Origin of the sequence: Paenibacillus sp. FSL R10-2736, from assembly GCF_038000245.1 — a bacterium.
Lineage (GTDB): Bacteria > Bacillota > Bacilli > Paenibacillales > Paenibacillaceae > Paenibacillus_AQ > Paenibacillus_AQ phytohabitans.
The window spans coordinates 4328473-4344948 of record NZ_JBBOBN010000001.1 but is presented as its reverse complement, the minus strand read 5'-3'; the positions used below and the strand labels follow the sequence as shown (position 1 = coordinate 4344948).

Genomic DNA, 16476 nt, shown 5'->3' with positions numbered 1-16476 from the left:
TCAGGCTTGTTTTTTCACAATATAAGCAATGGAAAAGAGGGCTAAACATGAAGAAGATCGTGCGTGCGCTGCTGCTTCTCGGAGTCATGCTTATGCTGCTTACGTCCTGTAATACGGAAACTACTCATTTCAATTATACGTTCAAAGGCGAGAGTGAAACCTGGTCGGCTGTATATGAGCAGACAGCAAGCCAGAAGCTGACCATCAAAAATGACCGCGTGAAGAATTCCGAAACCAGCAAACGGTATACATTTGATCTTCATTACAAAGGAGAACAGTCAGACCTCGGAGAGATCAAACAGTTCAAATACAGCTATAAAGGGACAAGTGGCGGTGGCAGTCGGACTCAGGAAGGACCCGTTAGCCTCGACATGCTGCATTCAGGAGGGGATGGAACCGGTGCATTTGAGTGGGAGGATTCCGTCATTAAAGTAAATGTGGAATGGGACGGTCACAGTGAGGAGTTTGAACTCAAAAATGATAAGCAGGGCAATTAAGAGCTAATTCCACGGGGAACTGATTAGGAGAGGCTGCCCATGATGAAAAAAGAGAGGGTTGCAGTGGAATGAGCTTAGGGCTGGTTAGGCATTTCAGAGTGCAGCACAAGCCGGAGCGGACCTGGCTGACTGGAGAGCAGTTCAATCTATGGATACAGGGATATGAGACAGCCCCAATTCAGCAACCGGGACATAAGAGCAATATGCAGAAGTGGGATATTTGTCTGTGCAGTGATCAGGCGAGAGCGGTACATACGGCAAGTTATTTTGATGCTCAAGAGTTCGTATATACAGAGCAGCTAAGAGAAATTGGTATAGCAGCCCTGCAGTTAGGTGAATTAAAGCTAAGCGGACTGCGCCTGCCTCTCTCCTGCTGGCTCGTACTTGCACGTTTGTCCTGGACTGCCGGTCATCCCTCTCAACCGGAGAGCAAAGCGGCTGTTCTGCAGCGTGCCCATACGGTAATTGATTCTCTAGCGGCAGAAGCTGAAGCAGCTGCACCGGAAGGGCGTGTGCTGATCGTCAGCCATGGAGCGTTCATGAAGGTACTGGACAGGGAACTCCGGCGCAGGGGATATAAGGCAGAACGGATGTTTTTTCCGCGTAATGGGCAGTTATTTCTGTATGAGAAGAACTAAAGGATTCACAAATATATGAAAGCGGGGCACACAGACTATGGTAACAATCGAAGAAATCGGCATTGAATCGCTTAAGGCGCTAAACACGCTGTACGAAGAACTGATTGGCGGACCGACAGATCCGGTGAAGCTGGAGACGGCATTCCGGTCCATCCGGGAGGATAGCCGGTATGTGTTAATGGGTGCTTTTGTAGACGGGGAATTGCTGGGCTCTATGATGGGGATCGTCTGCCAGGACCTCGTTGGGGATTGCCGCCCGTTCATGGTGATTGAGAATGTAGTGGTCTCTTCGCGTGCACGCCGTCAGGGCATTGGCAAAAAACTGATGACCGCCCTCGAAGACATCGCCCACGAGCGGGACTGCTACTATATTATTTTCGTGTCGGGAGAGAAGCGGAAGGAAGCGCATGTTTTTTATGAGAAGATGGGCTACAAAGAAGAGCGGGTGGAGGGCTACCGTAAGCATTTGAGCTCGCATTAGGTGGATAAGGTGCAAACGAGTAGAGGGAAGCTCACAAGCGTAGGAAATCATAAATTGTATAACATTATCGAAGGTAACAATAAGGGTCTGCCCCCCGTAGTATTTGAGCATGGCTGTGGTTCATCTGCTTTGTTATGGTCGCTTGTAGCCCCCGAAGTTGCCAAGGTTACACAAGTCATCGTATACGATCGCGCAGGTTACGGATGGAGTGAACCAGGGCCGTTCCCGCGTACCAATGAGCAGTGTATATCAGAGCTTTATGAGCTGCTGCTGCAAGCTGGAGTTGAGGGTCCTTATATTTTTGTGGGTCATTCCTTCGGAGGATTAAATGTTAGGCTGTTTACCGGGAAATATCCGCAGCTCGTGGCAGGGGTTGTGCTGGTTGATTCCATGCATGAAGATGAAATAACAGACCGTTTTCCGGAAGAACATGTTAAGGGACAGCTTATGGCTGTTAAGTTCTATTCTGTATTAAAAGTACTGTCTAAGATCGGAGTATTGAAGATTCTTTCGAGTTTCAAAAAAAGACTATTGCGGCCATGCATAGTGAGTTCTCCAATGTGCAGGATGGTTACCGGAAAGTCAGGGAGTTGCCCGCAACAGATATTCCCTTGATTGTCATCAAATCAGGTGTAGTCAATGACTTCTATCCCGGGACTTCAGAAGATACGAAGAGAATAATCAGAGCGAAGCTCCTGGAAGCGGCAAATGATCTGAAGAACTGGTCAGTCAACGGGAGGCTGGTTGAAGCGTCGGGCAGCGGACATAACATACATATTGAGAACCCGCAGGTTGTTATAGATTCAATTATTGAGATCCTCGGAAATACATCTCTGACTAAGATTCGATGAAGCCTTCGAATCAGTCATAAATGAATTATTCAGTAAAGCTGGGACGTACACGTTCCAGCTTTAATTGTATTTGATACAACTAAAAAGAAGTATTGGGCTTACAATTGTAATTTAGTTGCATTCTCTACAACTAAAAACCTGCTTATTCTCTTAGGGAGCACTTTTCTTATTTTTAGTTGTACTGAATACAGTTAAACTTGGAAAATCCGGCTTTGCCTCGTTTTTAACTGTATGAAATACAATTATCCCGCTAAGCTACACTTTGTATTAGATTTCATCCCCCGTAGTAGTCTTAATATACTTCTCCAGAGTGCATTATCACCTCTCCGCCCAAAATTACCGTTTGACCATCCTGATGACAGCGCTTTATAATCCCTTCATGAGTGGCGGACCAGTGGTCATGACTACAGAAGGCGGGGGACAGCTGTGAATCAAATATGCAAAGTGCTGATTGTGGACGATGAAATTCTGGTCCGGCAGGGGATTAAATATGTGCTGGACTGGGAACGCGAAGGATTTCAGATTGTAGGTGAAGCGGCCAACGGGCAGGAAGCGCTGAATTCGCTGCAGACCCTGCAGCCGCATATCATCATTACCGATATTGTGATGCCGGTGATGGACGGTGAGGAATTAACACGCCTAGTGAAGCGGGATTATCCGGCTACAGAGGTAATCGTGCTGAGCAGCTTCAGCGAGTTCCATTATGTGCGCTCCACGTTCCAGAACGGGGTGGCCGATTATATTCTGAAGCCGAAGCTGGAAGCCGGGTCGCTGCTGCAGGTGCTGCAGAAGACCCGGGAACGTATACCGGGACTGGGCGCTTCCGCGGCTGGAGTTCAGCCGGAAGCGGCACCCCAGCGGCTGGATGCCCTGCTCAGCCGGATGATCTCAGGCTACCGGCTGCAGCCTGAAGGCGAGGAGTTCGTGAAGCAGCAGCTTCCGCAGGACTGCTTCAGCTTCCTCGGCTGGGAGACCGGGCGGACCGGACCAGCCGGTGTTACCGGTGCTGACAGCAATGCAGCCACCGCTGGTGCTGATAACGCAGACAATGACGCAGACGCATTGGCAGCCATCACCGCAGCTGTAACCGGGGAACTGGAACGTAGTGTTCCAGGACTGATGCAGTGCATCATCCCTGGCGGCGAGCCGAACGCGGCACTGATGCTGGTCAACCTGCAAGAAGAGCAGTGGCCGGCGCTCTTGCGGGCTGTGAATAAGCTGGCCCAGGCCTTGGCGGGACAAGAGCCTGAGCTGCGCCTGACTCTCAGCCGGGCCTTCGGTTCGCTCAGCGGGGTGGCAGCGGTCTATCAGGAGAGTGTTCTGAAGCTGCGGCAGTACCGCTTCTTTTTGCCGGATCAGGTACTGCTGGTCCACGATGAGCTGCCGCAGAGGGAAGCACAGCTGCCGAAATTCAACCTGACCCAGTTCACGGAGCAGCTGAAGCGCCAGCAGCTGGAGGAGGCGTTCGGCGATCTGCATCAGCATGTCGATGCGCTAAGCCGGCAATATGACGGGGATGTGTTTCAGTTCAAGTCCTTCCTCGGCAATATTATCTTCAATGTGACGAATCAGTTCAGCCACCTGGGAGAGCTGGAGGAAGGGAAATACGGGCTGTTCCGGGCCATAGATGAGGCGGGCTCAGCGGATGAGGCCGTGCAGGTTCTGGATCATTTTCTCGCCCGGGTCATGGAATTGACTTCATCGGCAGCACTGACCCCGGGCAGTAACGCCAATATGACCAAGCTGCTCCAGTATATGGAGGAGCACTACGCCGAACCGCTGAGTCTTACGGAGCTGGCCCGTCATTTTCATTTCAACCCTTCTTACCTGTCCAGTCTGTTCACGACGTATAACCAGGAGGGCTTCAAGGAGCATCTCAATACGATCCGTACGGGCAAGGCGGCAGAATTGCTGCGGGCAGGCGAGGCGCCGATTTCCGAGATTAGCAGCATGGTCGGATATGGCGATCACAGCTATTTTTGCAAAGTGTTCAAGAAATACACCGGCTTGTCCCCGAGCGGCTACAGACGTCAGCATTACGGACAGGAGTAGAGCCTATGCGCAGATATTGGGACCGCTTCAAATTCCACAGCCTGTTCATCAAAATATTCATCGTGATGCTGGTCAGCATTATTGCTGTAGCCATCGCTTCTTCATGGACCACCGTCCGCATGTCGGAGAAGCTGTTCATGAACACCTTCAGCATTACGAATACCAAGGTGATCAGCCAGATTAAGGCGAGCTTCGAATCGTTTCATTATTCCATCGTTACTGCCACCAACAACACACAGCTGAGCGGCACAATTAAGAGCTTCCTGACGGAAGAGGACTCGAATTCCCTGCGGGTGCTGCGGACCTATTATAATATGACGACCCAGATGAAGAAAATCCAGTCTACTCTGGACTCCTACCAGGTCGGGATCAAAATCATGGGCAAAAACGGACGAAGCTATTCCACCAATACGAACAATCTGCTGATGAGTGACCAGGAGCTGCAGCAGCATGAGCTGACCAAGAATACCTTGGCAGAGCCGAAACGGCTGATGTACCAGTTCTATGAGGAGAGCAGCAAGGATTCCCCGCAGAAAGAGGCTGTGATCGTAGCCAGCAAAGCGCTCATGGAACGCACAACGGGCGATATTTACGGAACCTTGTATTTTACCATTCATGAGCAGGACTTCCGCCCCTTCTATGCAAGCTTTGTCAGCACCGGGAATGATGTGGCGATTCTGAACAGGGATGGAGTCATTGTCTCCAGCAACCGCAGTGATCTGATGGGCCAGCAGGCGGAGGATTTACTGCGGTTTGCCAAGGAGATCGAAGAGAAGCAGCTGGATTACAAAAATGTTGATTTCCGCGGCACAGATTCCATTCTGATTGCGGATTATCTGTCTTCCTATGATTTCTATATTGTGAATCTGATTGATAAAAAGACGGCCCTCGGCCAGATGGTCAACGGTAAAATGGTGGTGCTGATCTGCTCAGCCATCGTCATCGTGGCCCTGATCGTCGTGTTCCTGATCTTCAGAAGGCTGACCCGGTCGCTAACCCTGCTGACCCGGCAGATGTCCAAGATTACCCAGCGGAACTTCCATAATTACATTACGGTAACCGGCAGCTTTGAATTTCAGGAGCTTGGACATGCCTATAACTATATGCTTGATGAGCTGAATGATTATGTAGAGAAGCTGGTCGAGACACAGAAGGAGCAGCGGAATGCCGAGCTGGCGGCCCTGCAGCATCAGATTAACCCGCATTTTCTGTATAATACGCTGGCCTCGGTCAACTTCCTGGTGCAGCAGGGCAGCCAAGAGAAGGCGGTTCACACGATTCATGCCCTGATCTCGATGCTGCAGAATGCGCTGAGTAACGTCAGTGAGAGCATCACGGTAGCGCAGGAGCTGGAGAATCTGAAGTCCTATGTGTTTATCAACCATGTGCGCTACGGGGAACGGATCAGAGTGAATTTCTTCATCTCACCGGACTGTATGGACTTCCATCTGCCGAAGCTGATCATTCAGCCGTTTATTGAGAATGCTTTTTTCCATGCGTTTACGAAGAAAAGCGGCGGGTATATTCATATCCTCATCTCCCAGGATGCCGGTTCCCTGCTCTGTGAGGTTGTTGACAATGGAGACGGTATGGATACCGGAGAAGCGGATCTCTCCATGTCCGGGCCTGCGAGCAAGCGCCAGCTGTTCACCGGGATTGGGATCAAGAATGTGCATGAACGGCTGGTGCTGATGTACGGCGAAGAGTACGGGATTACTATTAAAAGCGTCCCTGGTGAGGGGACAGCCATTAGAATCCGTCTGCCGCTGATCCCGGGACAAAAATAATACCATTATCTAAAAAAAGAACAAATTGCAGATAGGCAGCGCTTACAATAAGGCGAAAAAATGACAAATCCCTATAAAGTAAGTTCTAACGGGTCCTCTTACGCGGATGATAAGATTACTTATGTAATAAATAAGCGCTTACATGGAAGCGGACTCATAAAAGCGCATCAAAGGGGAGGATTACAAATGAAAAAAGGCATTGCGTTATTGCTGATTTGCCTGCTTATGCTTACAGCCTGCAGCTCCAATTCGAACTCAGGTTCCGGCTCCAAGAACACAGGGAATGCAGCTGCGGATACCGGAACAGCCGGAAACACAGCAACCACAGAACCTGCTCAGGCAAAAGAAATTACAATTTGGGCCTGGGACCCTGCATTCAATATTGCCGCACTGGAAGTGGCCAAAGCGGAATATGCCAAAACCAACCCTGATGTAAAAGTCAACATTGTAGAATATGCACAGGCTGATATTATCCAGAAGCTGAACACTGGGCTGAACTCTGGAACAACCAAAGGCCTGCCGAATATCGTACTGATTGAGGACTACCGTTCCCAGAGCTTCCTTCAATCGTATAAGGATTCCTTCTACGACCTGAGCGGCTCGATCAAAGGCTCTGACTTCGCGGATTACAAAAGCGGACCGACCAGCCTGGACGGCAAGCAGTACGGAATTCCTTTTGACTCCGGCGTAACCGGACTCTATGTCAGAACCGATTATCTGGAGCAGGCAGGCTATAAGCTGGCCGATCTGCAGGATATTGACTGGAACAAATATATTGAAATCGGCAAAGCCGTGAAAGAGAAGACCGGCAAGGCGCTGATTACACTGGACCCGAACGACCTTGGACTAATCCGTGTGATGATTCAATCCGCCGGTGAATGGTATCTGAAGGAAGACGGCAAGACGCCGAATATTGCCGGCAATGCGCCGCTGAAGGAAGCTTTTGAAATCTATAAACAAATTATGGAATCCAATGTGGCTAAGGTGCATGCGGACTGGAGCCAGTTCGTAGCTGCTCTGAACAGCGGGGACGTCGCTTCGGTACCGACAGGTAACTGGATCACTCCATCGATCACCGCTGAAGCTACACAATCCGGCAAATGGGGGATCGCACCGCTTCCCAAGCTGACTGCGAATGAATCGGTTCATGCCTCGAATCTCGGCGGAAGCTCATGGTATGTGATGAATGTGGACGGCAAGGAAACTGCAGCTGACTTCATGGCAAAGACCTTCGGCTCCAATGTGGAAATGTATCAGAAGCTGCTCACAGACATCGGTGTTATCGGTACCTTCAAAGCGGCAGCGGGCGGAGAAGCTTACAGCCAGGCCAATGAATTCTTCAGCGGCCAGAAGATTGTATCGGATTTCGCCGCCTGGACAGAGCAGATTCCAAGTGTCAATTACGGTATCAATACTTACGCAATTGAAGACATCCTCATTGTAGAAATGCAGAACTATCTGAACGGCAAGGACATTGACAGTGTGCTGAGCGATGCCCAGGCCCAGGCTGAATCACAGATTAAATAGCTGAGTCTTGCACACAGGTAAACCTTGGGCGTGGCCGGCGGCTTCCGGGCTTTCAGGAGGGCGGGGCAGCGTCCGGGGTTTATTTTAAAAGATAAGAATTTATATGCTCCGCGCATAAATTATCCTTATCTTTCTCGCTGAAACGGTACCGTCCTAAAAAAGGACGGCAAAGCCGTTTCTACTTGAATACCATGAAGGGGCTGGGCCGATGTGAAAAAAACAAATTCGAGCGTGAGTATCCGTACCAAAAGCGTATTGACCGGATGGTCCTTCGTCCTGCTTGCGGTCATTCTGATCTTCGTCTTCTATTTCTACCCGATGCTCCAGGCGCTGATTCTGTCGTTCCAGACAGGAACCGGCAGCAATCTTACCTTCACCGGATTCGACAACTATACACGGCTGCTCTCAGACAAAACATTCCTTACTTCCGTGAAGAACACCTTCATCTATCTGCTGGTTCAAGTGCCGCTGATGATTGTACTGGCGCTGTTTATCTCAGTGCTGCTGAATGACAGTAAGCTGAAATTCAAAGGGTTTTTCCGGACGGCGATCTTCCTGCCCTGTGTAACTTCGCTGGTTGCCTATTCCGTAGTGTTCAAATATTTGTTCGCCGGCAATGGACTGGTAAACACCATGCTGCTGAAGCTGCAGCTGGTCAGTGCCCCGATTGAATGGATCACCGATCCGTTCTGGGCCAAAATTACGATTATTATCGCGATCACGTGGCGCTGGACGGGCTACAATATGATTTTTTATCTGTCCGCCCTGCAAAATATTGACAATTCAATCTACGAGGCCGCCAGAATTGATGGGGCTTCGGCGTCACGGCAGTTCTTCGGAATTACTGTCCCGCTGCTGAAGCCGATCATCCTGTTTACCTCGATCACATCCACCATCGGTACCCTGCAGCTGTTCGATGAGGTCATGAATATTACGAAGGGCGGTCCGGGAAATGCAACACAGACGATCTCCCAGTACATTTATAATTTGTCGTTCAAATATTCAGCGGACTTCGGCTATGCAGCCACTGTATCGTATTCCATCGTGATTATGATTGCGCTGCTGTCGGTCATCCAGTTCAAAGTGGCAGGTGATAAAAATGGCTAAGAGCAAACGTTTCTTCATGTATCTGTTCCTCAGCATCGCGGCCATCGTCTCGATCTTCCCGTTCTTGTGGATGGTGGTCAGCTCCACGAACAAGTCGGTTGACGTCACCCGCGGGCGGCTGCTGCCCGGAACACATCTGCTGGATAATTTCCAGAAGCTGCTGGACACCACAGATCTGCAGTTATCCCTGATCAATTCTGCTAAAATCTCGATAACCACCACCCTGCTGGCGCTGCTGATTGCCTCGCTGGCCGGTTACGGCTTCGAAGTCTTCCGCAGCCGCTCGAAGGATATTGTGTTCAACATCCTGCTGCTGTCGATGATGATTCCGTTCGCCGCGCTGATGATTCCGCTGTACCGGATGTTCGGCAAAATCTCCAATGTGTTCCCGTGGATGGGCATTGATACAATGACTTCGGTCATTCTGCCTACGGTGACTACGGCGTTCCTGATTTTCTTCTTCCGGCAGAGTACGAAGATGTTCCCGAAGGAGCTGCTGGAGGCCGGCCGGATGGATGGGCTTAGCGAGGTGGGCATCTTCCTGCGCATCTATCTGCCCACCATGAAAACCACTTATGCCGCCGGGGCAATCATCACATTCATGTCGAGCTGGAACAATTATCTCTGGCCGCTGATCGTGCTGCAGACCCCGCAGACGAAGACGATGCCGCTCCTGATCTCTACTCTGGGCTCGGGCTACGCCCCGGACTACGGCATGATTATGATCGCGATTGTGATCGGCACGATCCCGACGGCGCTGGTGTTCTTTGTGATGCAGAAGCAGTTTGTGGCTGGGATGATCGGGTCGGTGAAATGAACAGAAGAGTTCACTTGGGGCGGGGCGTAGCTACGGTGGATATTTTGGACTTCCGGCCGCTGTTGTCTCCAGATTTCTTGATTCTAGCCGCTTATAGCGGATGAAATCCGGAGACAAAGGCGGACGCTACCGCTCCTACAGTTCCAAAAATCCCCCTCCGTACGCAAGCCCTGTTGTGAAATTCTTAAGTTCATTTATGTGGGGTGTGGCAGGGGAGAATCGCGAAAGAGGCAAGCAGCAGAATGGATGCTGCTTGCCTCTTTCGCTTGCTTATTTTACTAGACGAGGGTTAAATTAGGGGGAAGGAGAGGGATAAGATGAGTTGCTTAACTGCGGACATTCATCCCGAATGTGGCGGCTGGAGCGGTGTTCGTTCAACAATGCAGCAATTGATGTATTCAGCCCCAAGCGGAATTCAGCAATAGTTGTATTCTGTACAATTAAAAACAGCGAAAAGGTAGACTCGCCTCTTTTAAGTGTAGTTTGTACAACTAAATTTGCTTGAATGGGTGAGAACCCATATACATGGCCTCTTTAGTTGTACGAAATACAACTAAACGGAGAATCGTTTGTAAATCAGACGTTTTAGTTGTACAAAGTGCAGTTAAGCGTAACGGAGGTGTACCGTAATCGGGTCACGGCAACCCTCAGCAGGCGATTTACCAAGGTTTTGTCATTAGGTTTAACCTGATACGGGTACTAGTTTAATCGTTGCATGCGTTAACTTAACAAGAGCCGCAGTAGCGGGAGCGCTACATTATTTCAACCGGAGCAGAATGAGAGGATGATTTATACTATGAAGCAGACAAAGAAGCTACTGGCGGGGCTGCTGGCAGCGGGAATGAGCTTAGTATTGTTAGCAGGAGGGAATCCGGGCAAGGTACAGGCAGCGTCCAAAGAATACCCGGTATTGCTGAAGATCAACGATTATTGTGTGCTATATACGGCACCGAAAGCTCCATATGTGGATTCACAGGGACGAATGATGATTCCATTGCGCTCGATCAGCGAGCTGCTCGGGGCGAAGGTCAGCTATGATGCCAAAAGTAAAACTGCTACAATCGGAATGGATGATGTAACGGTTATGTTCACGATTAGGTTGAAGTCCGTTTCGGTTAACGGGGTTGCCCGCTCCATGGATACGATTCCGGTATTGGAGCAGAATTCGATGTTCATCCCGGTCAGTGTGCTGGCGGGCAGTTTGGGCATCGTGAGTAAATGGGATCAGAGTAATCATCTCTATACATTGACAGGGGACACTCTGATGCAGACGGATATTATTAAATTAGCGATAGAGGATTTGGAGAGAAGCGCCTTTGGAGCACCGCCGGGGGCGATTATCAGCAACGATGCTTTCCGTCCTGTCTCGTACACGTTTGACGCGGCAAAGGGCAGCTTTACTGTCAAGTCGCAGAATATAACCGGAAATGATATTCCGGCAGGAGCAGCGGATGTGGCAGCATATGTGGTGTTTAAAGATTCGGTCCAGTTCCCGGTGCAGAAACGGGACAGACCGGCTGTCGGGAAGGACGGGTTCACCTTGGTTACCGCTCAGAAGCAATCGCCCTATCCCCCGCTTTATTTGCTTGTCAAAGGGAGGCTGCTTGACCGCTCCCCCATATAATTACCTGAACAAAGGTGGAATCAGATGATGAAAGATATGCAGGAAATCGTAAACGCTGTTAGCGGCTTGAAGGAAGATGAAGTACACTTGTATTTCATGCGGATTCTGGCGCAGATCAAGCGGTTAAAGGAACAGAGTGAGCGGCATGAAGCACCGCTTGATGAACATATCGCGGGACCGGTTGCCAGCCTGCTGGGATACTACACCAGTCTGATGGATACTCCCAAAAAGCGGGAATTATGGGACCCCTCACCGGATTGTACCCATGTGCATATCGTATGCGGTGATTCCTTCGCCGGAGGCATGAAGCAAGCGTTGACAGGGCTAGGCTGGACAGACTCGCACAAGCTTGTTACACTGCGGGAGAATTATGCCATAGGTCCGCTGGGCCAGCTGGATTCGCCGTAGGGAAGGATGGCCCGGAGTGAATGGTTCTTCCAGAATATCGTAGGATACACTACCGCTTCTGATGAGTGCGAAGAAATGTATTCGGAGCTTATGGACAAGCTTGTGCAGATTCCCGGACAGGCCGAGGTCGTTATCTGGACCAGCGGTAATGCTAATGAGCAGACCGGGCTGCGTCTTGCTGTTCATCTGCTGGGGAGCAGACAGAGCGGGATTGTGGTATGTGATGCCTGTGCAACTTGTGAAGAGCTGTACAACACTCCGGATGCCTCCATCAAATACCGTAGTTCCGGTGAGATTCCGGCCGATAAGCTTCGGGAGGCGCTGCTGCGCATTCAGGACGGCAACAAGCTTACTGCTGCGGATATCACGCGGCTGGACCTGGAGTGGCAGAACATCTCAGAACAGTCCCAGGTATTGCGGATATGGCAAGAGGATGCTGTGCTTGAGGTTCCGGCTGATTATTATGACAGCTACCTGCTGGAGAAGCTGGACTATCTGAAGCCGCCTTCCGGAGATGACGGATTCCTGAAATCAGCCCGGTTAGTCGGAGAGGCGCTGGGATATTGCGACCAATATATCGGGGACGCTTTTTTCGAATATAGGGTGAGAGAACTGATCTATAGCGGTATCCTGGAGATTAAGGGCGTTCCGACAGCGCTGAGATTCTACAGTGTCAGACGCAAAGCAAACTGAGCAGGGAAACAGAACGTTGAATGCCGGAAGTTAAAAATTACATTACAATTCAGGAGGCAGCCTATGCAAACATTATTCCGTTATAACTGGATGGTCCGCGAGGAATGGTACAAATGGTGTGAGGAGCTGCCGGAGGAAGAACTGCTGAAGGAACGGACTGGCGGAATGGGCGGAATCCTGAAGACGCTGGTTCATATTATCGATGTGGAATTGAGCTGGATCCGGGATATGGAGGGTAAGCCTGATTTTCGGGCGGATTTCCTGGAGTATGGCACACTGCAGAAGATCAGGGAGCTGGATGCAAGGTTCCGGCCGGAGGTGGAGCAGTTCGTGCTGGCCTGGCATGAGGGGCTGGAGCAGAACATACTGAAGGATGAGCGGGCTGATGGACGGGTAATTGAGGATGCCTGGGGTGAGATTATGCGCCATATTATCGCTCATGAGATTCATCATTCCGGCCAGCTCTCTATATGGTCCAGGGAGCTGGGCAGGAAGCCGGTATCCGCCAATCTGGTGGGCAGAGGGCTTGCGGGCAGTTTGCCCGGCAGAGAATAAAGGATGCTTTTAGTCCTCTTTCAGACTTAATTTTACACTGCCAGCAGGCATGAACAAGATACAAATCTGAGTGTTGAAAAGGCCGCATCCAAGGCGGGCGAAGCTTAGATTAGCTTTACAGCTCCGGCGGAAACCAAAGGTGACGCAGATCCACCCAGCCCTGGCTGTTGAAGGTAACGCCACGGACAGAGGGCAGATAAGCCGTCTCGGCAGGCTTCTCGTACAGGATGTGCAGCTGATGATCCCGGGTCAGGCTGTCCTCGATAATCCTGAAGCCTTCTGTCCGGGCAGCGGCGTCAGGCTCGCGGGAGATCATATGCAGTCTGCCTTCAATGTCGGCGCGGGTGCGCGGCTCAATATGCTGCGATAGTGTCAGATACAGATCGTACAGCCGCAGCTGTTCATCCTGATCACGGAGCAGGGAGAAGACAATCAGATCCGATTGCAGGCGGATCGGTCCCTTGAATTCCTCCGGGGATACGGAGACCACCTTACAGGCATACCCGTGCTGCTTCAGCCTTGCTGCAATGTATTCAGCGTCCCCGGCATACTGCGGAATGGTGGCAATCTGCAGTGCTGCCGCCGGAAGACCGGCTGAATGCGTGAAAGGTTCACGGGGAGCTTCATGCAGACAGGACAGAATATCGGCACGGAGAAGGGGATCGCTTAGCGGTCCCTTTTTTTTGGTGTTGCAGGTGACGAATTTGCGTACCGAGGATTCGGAATGAATCTTGCTCAGGGAGCCGGTACCCGCTGCCTGCGGATTCGGAATGACATGGAAGCCCGAACCCGTCTCGGAGGGTCCCGGCGCAAGCCCCCAAGGTACATAGATGATTTCCACACGATCCAGATGGGCCCGCCCCTGAAAATAATAAGGGAACACCTCCAGCACGCAAGTATCCTCGCTCATCTCCACTACCTTGAAAGGCCCCGTTCCCGCAGGTCTTCGTCCAAATACATTCTCACCGATGGACTGCAGGTCACGGGGGACGATCGCCGCCCGGCTGGTGCAGAGGAACGGGAGGAAGAGCTCGTTCGGCTTCTTCAGCAGAATGCGGACGGTGGAGGCATTCAGTGCTCTAACTTCCTGAATTTCCTTGAAAATATAGCTGTACAGCGTCCGCTGCGAGGTAGACATCATCCGTTCAAACGAGTAGACCACATCCTCGGCGGTCAGTACCTTGCCGTGATGGAACAGAACTTCTTTGCGCAGATGGAAGGTCCACGCGGTACGGGCTTCGTCAATCTCCCAGGCATGGGCCAGACCGGGGATCACTTTGCCGCGTTCGCCGCTGCGGCCGACCAGACCGTCAAAAACATGGCTGGAAACAAAAGACTCTGCCAGCAGATTCATATACAGCGGATCGAAGGTATGCAGCTGCTGCGTGACCGGCAGCCGCAGCGTATCAATCCGCTTGTCGCTCTGCATCTCGGCGTGATGCCCGAAGTAAGCCAGCAGCCAGCCCTGGAGTGTATCCTGCAGGGCGGAGGTGCGCGCATGTCCGCGGATTCCCTCCAGAGCGCTGCTGATATCCTTGCTGCTGATGGCCTGCATCATGGATTCCAGGGCAATATCCTCGGAGGCTGCGAGGAACACCAGCTTGGAGCGCCGCCCCCGTCCCCGGCTGGGCGTCCAGGTGATCCAGTTCATTTCTACCATTTTGCGGATCACATGCAGTGCATTGCGGTGGGTACAGCCGAGGGTCAAGGCCAGCTCATCGAGAGTAACAAGGACCTCTGCCGGGCCTCCATGATGCGAATGCAGCTTCAGAAATTGACTGTGTAGCTTCATTTATAGGGTTCTCCTTTCACAAAATAGGAAATTAATAATAATATATTTCTCTTTTTCTTCTTATTTTATCAGCTAGAATCAGGGTAGGAAAGTAAAAAGATGGAGGAATTTACCATGGACAATCAAACCGTATCCAAACCGGGGTTTGCGCGCGTTGTTTTGTTGGCCGCGTTTCTGCTTGCGCTTGTGCATCAGTTCCTGTTCTACGGCAAGATGCCCGGAATCTCTTACCCTATTTTTGTAGTGCTGTTCTACGCCTTTATGTTCTATTTCGGCAAGGAGAAGCTGCGTAAGCACAACTGGTTCAGCTATATGTGGACGGGTTCAGTCTTCCTTTTGTCGCTGACGTACGCACTGTTTGGCAACTGGTTTTTCTTCGGGCTGAATTTTCTTGTCATTCCGGCGCTGATTCTATTACATATGACTTATATGTTCAGTTACCGCCTGCCCTCCTGGAGCGGCTTCGGGCTGATCGGAGCGGCTTTGGAGCATTTCTTCCCCCAGAGCCTGCGCCACTGGAACACAGCGGTGAAGCTGTTACGCCGTAACCAGGGCGGGGTGTCTAATGCACGCAAGCAGGTTCTGATCCGTATAGTAATCGGGCTGCTGATTTCCGTTCCGCTGCTGCTGATCGTCACCTCGCTTCTCTCCACGGCGGATGGGGTATTCAACCGGCTGCTGTCAGAGCTCCCGGGTTACTTTGACAATATCTCCTTTGGCGAATGGATCAGCAGGGCGTTGTGGATTATCCTGCTTGGCCTCGGGATGTTCGGCTTTGTGTGGGGATTCATTGACAGTAAGTCCTATATCCGGACCTATCCGCCTGGAGGGCTGGATACTCTGACAGAGCAGGATGTGAATGAACCGGAGGAGGAAAGCATCGGCGTTGATGATCCGATCATCATTACTACGGTTCTGGCGGTGATCAATGCCGTATACATGCTGTTTGTGAGCGTGCAATTCTCGTATTTGTTCGGAGCCTGGGAAGGCATTCTGCCGGATGACAAGACCTATGCGGATTATGCACGGAGCGGATTCTTTGAGCTGATTCTGGTGACAGCGATCAATTTCGCTATTCTGCTGCTCTCCTTGCTGGCGGTGCGCAAAGCAGGCGGCGGGCTAAAGCGGGTAATTCAGATTCTGCTCTATATTCTGGTTCTGTGCTCGATGGTTATGCTCTACTCTGCCTACTCACGGCTGACATTGTATGAAGAAGCGTATGGCTATACCTATATCCGCTTCCTGGTGCATGCCTTCATGATCTTCCTCGGGCTGCTGCTTGTTCTGGCTGCGGTACGGATCAGCCGGGCAGAATTCCCATTGCTTAAGTGTTACATCGTGCTCGGTTTGCTGTCTTATGTGCTGATGAACTATATCGGGATGGATCATATTATCGCCAGGCAAAATATTCAGCGGTACGCCGCAAGCGGCACCCTGGATGCCAATTATCTGGCCGGATTGTCCGCGGATGTGGTTCCGGAGCTGATTGAGTTCAGCAAGCAGGAGAAGGGTATTCTTGACGAAGCGCTGCACAGCCGTTTGTCTGACCGGTCAGAGCCGCTGAAGAGCTGGCCATCCTTCAATCTAGCCAAGTTCCAGGAGCGTAGGGAACTGGAACATTATTTTGAGAAGGGCGTTGCACACTAA

15 protein-coding genes and 1 pseudogene are annotated in these 16476 nt (G+C 51.1%); 15 read left to right on the top strand and 1 reads right to left on the bottom strand.

The window, feature by feature from the left end; translation table 11 throughout:
* Positions 1–47 precede the first annotated feature (47 nt).
* The 14 genes and pseudogenes from NSQ73_RS18960 to NSQ73_RS18895 all read left to right on the top strand — a co-directional run bounded on the left by NSQ73_RS18960 (position 48) and on the right by NSQ73_RS18895 (position 13037).
* Positions 48–497, top strand: coding sequence for a hypothetical protein (locus tag NSQ73_RS18960; protein ID WP_340987664.1), 450 nt, complete (start codon positions 48–50; stop codon positions 495–497).
* Between the two features lie 68 nt (positions 498–565).
* Positions 566–1135 (top strand): histidine phosphatase family protein, encoded by a 570-nt coding sequence (locus NSQ73_RS18955; protein ID WP_340987663.1) that lies wholly within the window; start codon positions 566–568, stop codon positions 1133–1135.
* 37 nt (positions 1136–1172) lie between these two features.
* Positions 1173–1616, top strand: coding sequence for a GNAT family N-acetyltransferase (locus NSQ73_RS18950; protein WP_076246598.1), 444 nt, complete (start codon positions 1173–1175; stop codon positions 1614–1616).
* A gap of 54 nt (positions 1617–1670) precedes the next feature.
* Complete coding sequence (locus NSQ73_RS18945; protein WP_340987662.1) at positions 1671–2231, top strand: alpha/beta fold hydrolase; 561 nt, start codon at positions 1671–1673, stop codon at positions 2229–2231.
* A complete protein-coding gene (locus NSQ73_RS18940) occupies positions 2228–2467 on the top strand; it encodes a hypothetical protein (RefSeq protein WP_340987661.1) in 240 nt (79 codons plus the stop codon). The genes NSQ73_RS18945 and NSQ73_RS18940 overlap by 4 nt, the downstream gene beginning before the upstream one ends.
* A gap of 426 nt (positions 2468–2893) precedes the next feature.
* Positions 2894–4519: a response regulator transcription factor gene (locus NSQ73_RS18935; protein ID WP_340987660.1), complete on the top strand. Its 1626-nt coding sequence runs from the start codon at positions 2894–2896 to the stop codon at positions 4517–4519.
* A gap of 5 nt (positions 4520–4524) precedes the next feature.
* The gene (locus NSQ73_RS18930) at positions 4525–6306 is read left to right on the top strand and encodes a sensor histidine kinase (RefSeq protein ID WP_340987659.1); all 1782 of its coding nucleotides are present in this window, start codon (positions 4525–4527) and stop codon (positions 6304–6306) included.
* A 186-nt stretch (positions 6307–6492) separates the two neighbouring features.
* Positions 6493–7833, top strand: a complete 1341-nt coding sequence (locus tag NSQ73_RS18925) for an ABC transporter substrate-binding protein (RefSeq protein WP_340987658.1) — start codon at positions 6493–6495, stop codon at positions 7831–7833.
* 210 nt (positions 7834–8043) lie between these two features.
* Positions 8044–8940 (top strand): carbohydrate ABC transporter permease, encoded by an 897-nt coding sequence (locus NSQ73_RS18920; RefSeq protein ID WP_340987657.1) that lies wholly within the window; start codon positions 8044–8046, stop codon positions 8938–8940.
* Positions 8933–9757 (top strand): carbohydrate ABC transporter permease, encoded by an 825-nt coding sequence (locus NSQ73_RS18915; protein WP_340987656.1) that lies wholly within the window; start codon positions 8933–8935, stop codon positions 9755–9757. Before NSQ73_RS18920 ends, NSQ73_RS18915 begins: the two co-directional genes overlap by 8 nt.
* A 796-nt stretch (positions 9758–10553) precedes the next feature.
* Positions 10554–11381 (top strand): stalk domain-containing protein, encoded by an 828-nt coding sequence (locus tag NSQ73_RS18910; protein WP_340987655.1) that lies wholly within the window; start codon positions 10554–10556, stop codon positions 11379–11381.
* 24 nt (positions 11382–11405) lie between these two features.
* Positions 11406–11990, top strand: a pseudogene (locus tag NSQ73_RS18905) (DUF1835 domain-containing protein); the annotation flags it as partial.
* Between the two features lie 12 nt (positions 11991–12002).
* Positions 12003–12482 carry a DUF3658 domain-containing protein gene (locus NSQ73_RS18900; RefSeq protein WP_340989324.1) on the top strand — a complete coding sequence of 160 codons (480 nt, stop codon included), beginning with the start codon at positions 12003–12005 and terminating at the stop codon, positions 12480–12482.
* Positions 12483–12545: 63 nt separating this feature from the next.
* Positions 12546–13037 carry a DinB family protein gene (locus NSQ73_RS18895; RefSeq protein WP_340987654.1) on the top strand — a complete coding sequence of 164 codons (492 nt, stop codon included), beginning with the start codon at positions 12546–12548 and terminating at the stop codon, positions 13035–13037.
* Between the two features lie 115 nt (positions 13038–13152).
* Here NSQ73_RS18895 and NSQ73_RS18890 read toward each other — a convergent pair whose 3' ends face one another.
* The gene (locus NSQ73_RS18890; protein ID WP_340987653.1) at positions 13153–14829 is read right to left on the bottom strand and encodes an ABC transporter substrate-binding protein; all 1677 of its coding nucleotides are present in this window, start codon (positions 14827–14829) and stop codon (positions 13153–13155) included.
* Between the two features lie 114 nt (positions 14830–14943).
* On the opposite strand from NSQ73_RS18890, the gene NSQ73_RS18885 reads away from it, so the two are divergent.
* Positions 14944–16476 (top strand): DUF4153 domain-containing protein, encoded by a 1533-nt coding sequence (locus NSQ73_RS18885; RefSeq protein WP_340987652.1) that lies wholly within the window; start codon positions 14944–14946, stop codon positions 16474–16476.

What these genes read in the sequence shown, in the direction of transcription:
- NSQ73_RS18930 (WP_340987659.1), top strand. Translation starts at nt 4,525, where the DNA reads ATGCGCAGATATTGGGACCGCTTCAAATTCCACAGCCTGTTCATCAAA.
- NSQ73_RS18910 (WP_340987655.1), top strand. Translation starts at nt 10,554, where the DNA reads ATGAAGCAGACAAAGAAGCTACTGGCGGGGCTGCTGGCAGCGGGAATG.
- NSQ73_RS18915 (WP_340987656.1), top strand. Translation starts at nt 8,933, where the DNA reads ATGGCTAAGAGCAAACGTTTCTTCATGTATCTGTTCCTCAGCATCGCG.
- NSQ73_RS18925 (WP_340987658.1), top strand. Translation starts at nt 6,493, where the DNA reads ATGAAAAAAGGCATTGCGTTATTGCTGATTTGCCTGCTTATGCTTACA.
- NSQ73_RS18950 (WP_076246598.1), top strand. Translation starts at nt 1,173, where the DNA reads ATGGTAACAATCGAAGAAATCGGCATTGAATCGCTTAAGGCGCTAAAC.
- NSQ73_RS18885 (WP_340987652.1), top strand. Translation starts at nt 14,944, where the DNA reads ATGGACAATCAAACCGTATCCAAACCGGGGTTTGCGCGCGTTGTTTTG.
- NSQ73_RS18955 (WP_340987663.1), top strand. Translation starts at nt 566, where the DNA reads ATGAGCTTAGGGCTGGTTAGGCATTTCAGAGTGCAGCACAAGCCGGAG.
- NSQ73_RS18890 (WP_340987653.1), bottom strand. Translation starts at nt 14,829, where the DNA reads ATGAAGCTACACAGTCAATTTCTGAAGCTGCATTCGCATCATGGAGGC.
- NSQ73_RS18960 (WP_340987664.1), top strand. Translation starts at nt 48, where the DNA reads ATGAAGAAGATCGTGCGTGCGCTGCTGCTTCTCGGAGTCATGCTTATG.
- NSQ73_RS18895 (WP_340987654.1), top strand. Translation starts at nt 12,546, where the DNA reads ATGCAAACATTATTCCGTTATAACTGGATGGTCCGCGAGGAATGGTAC.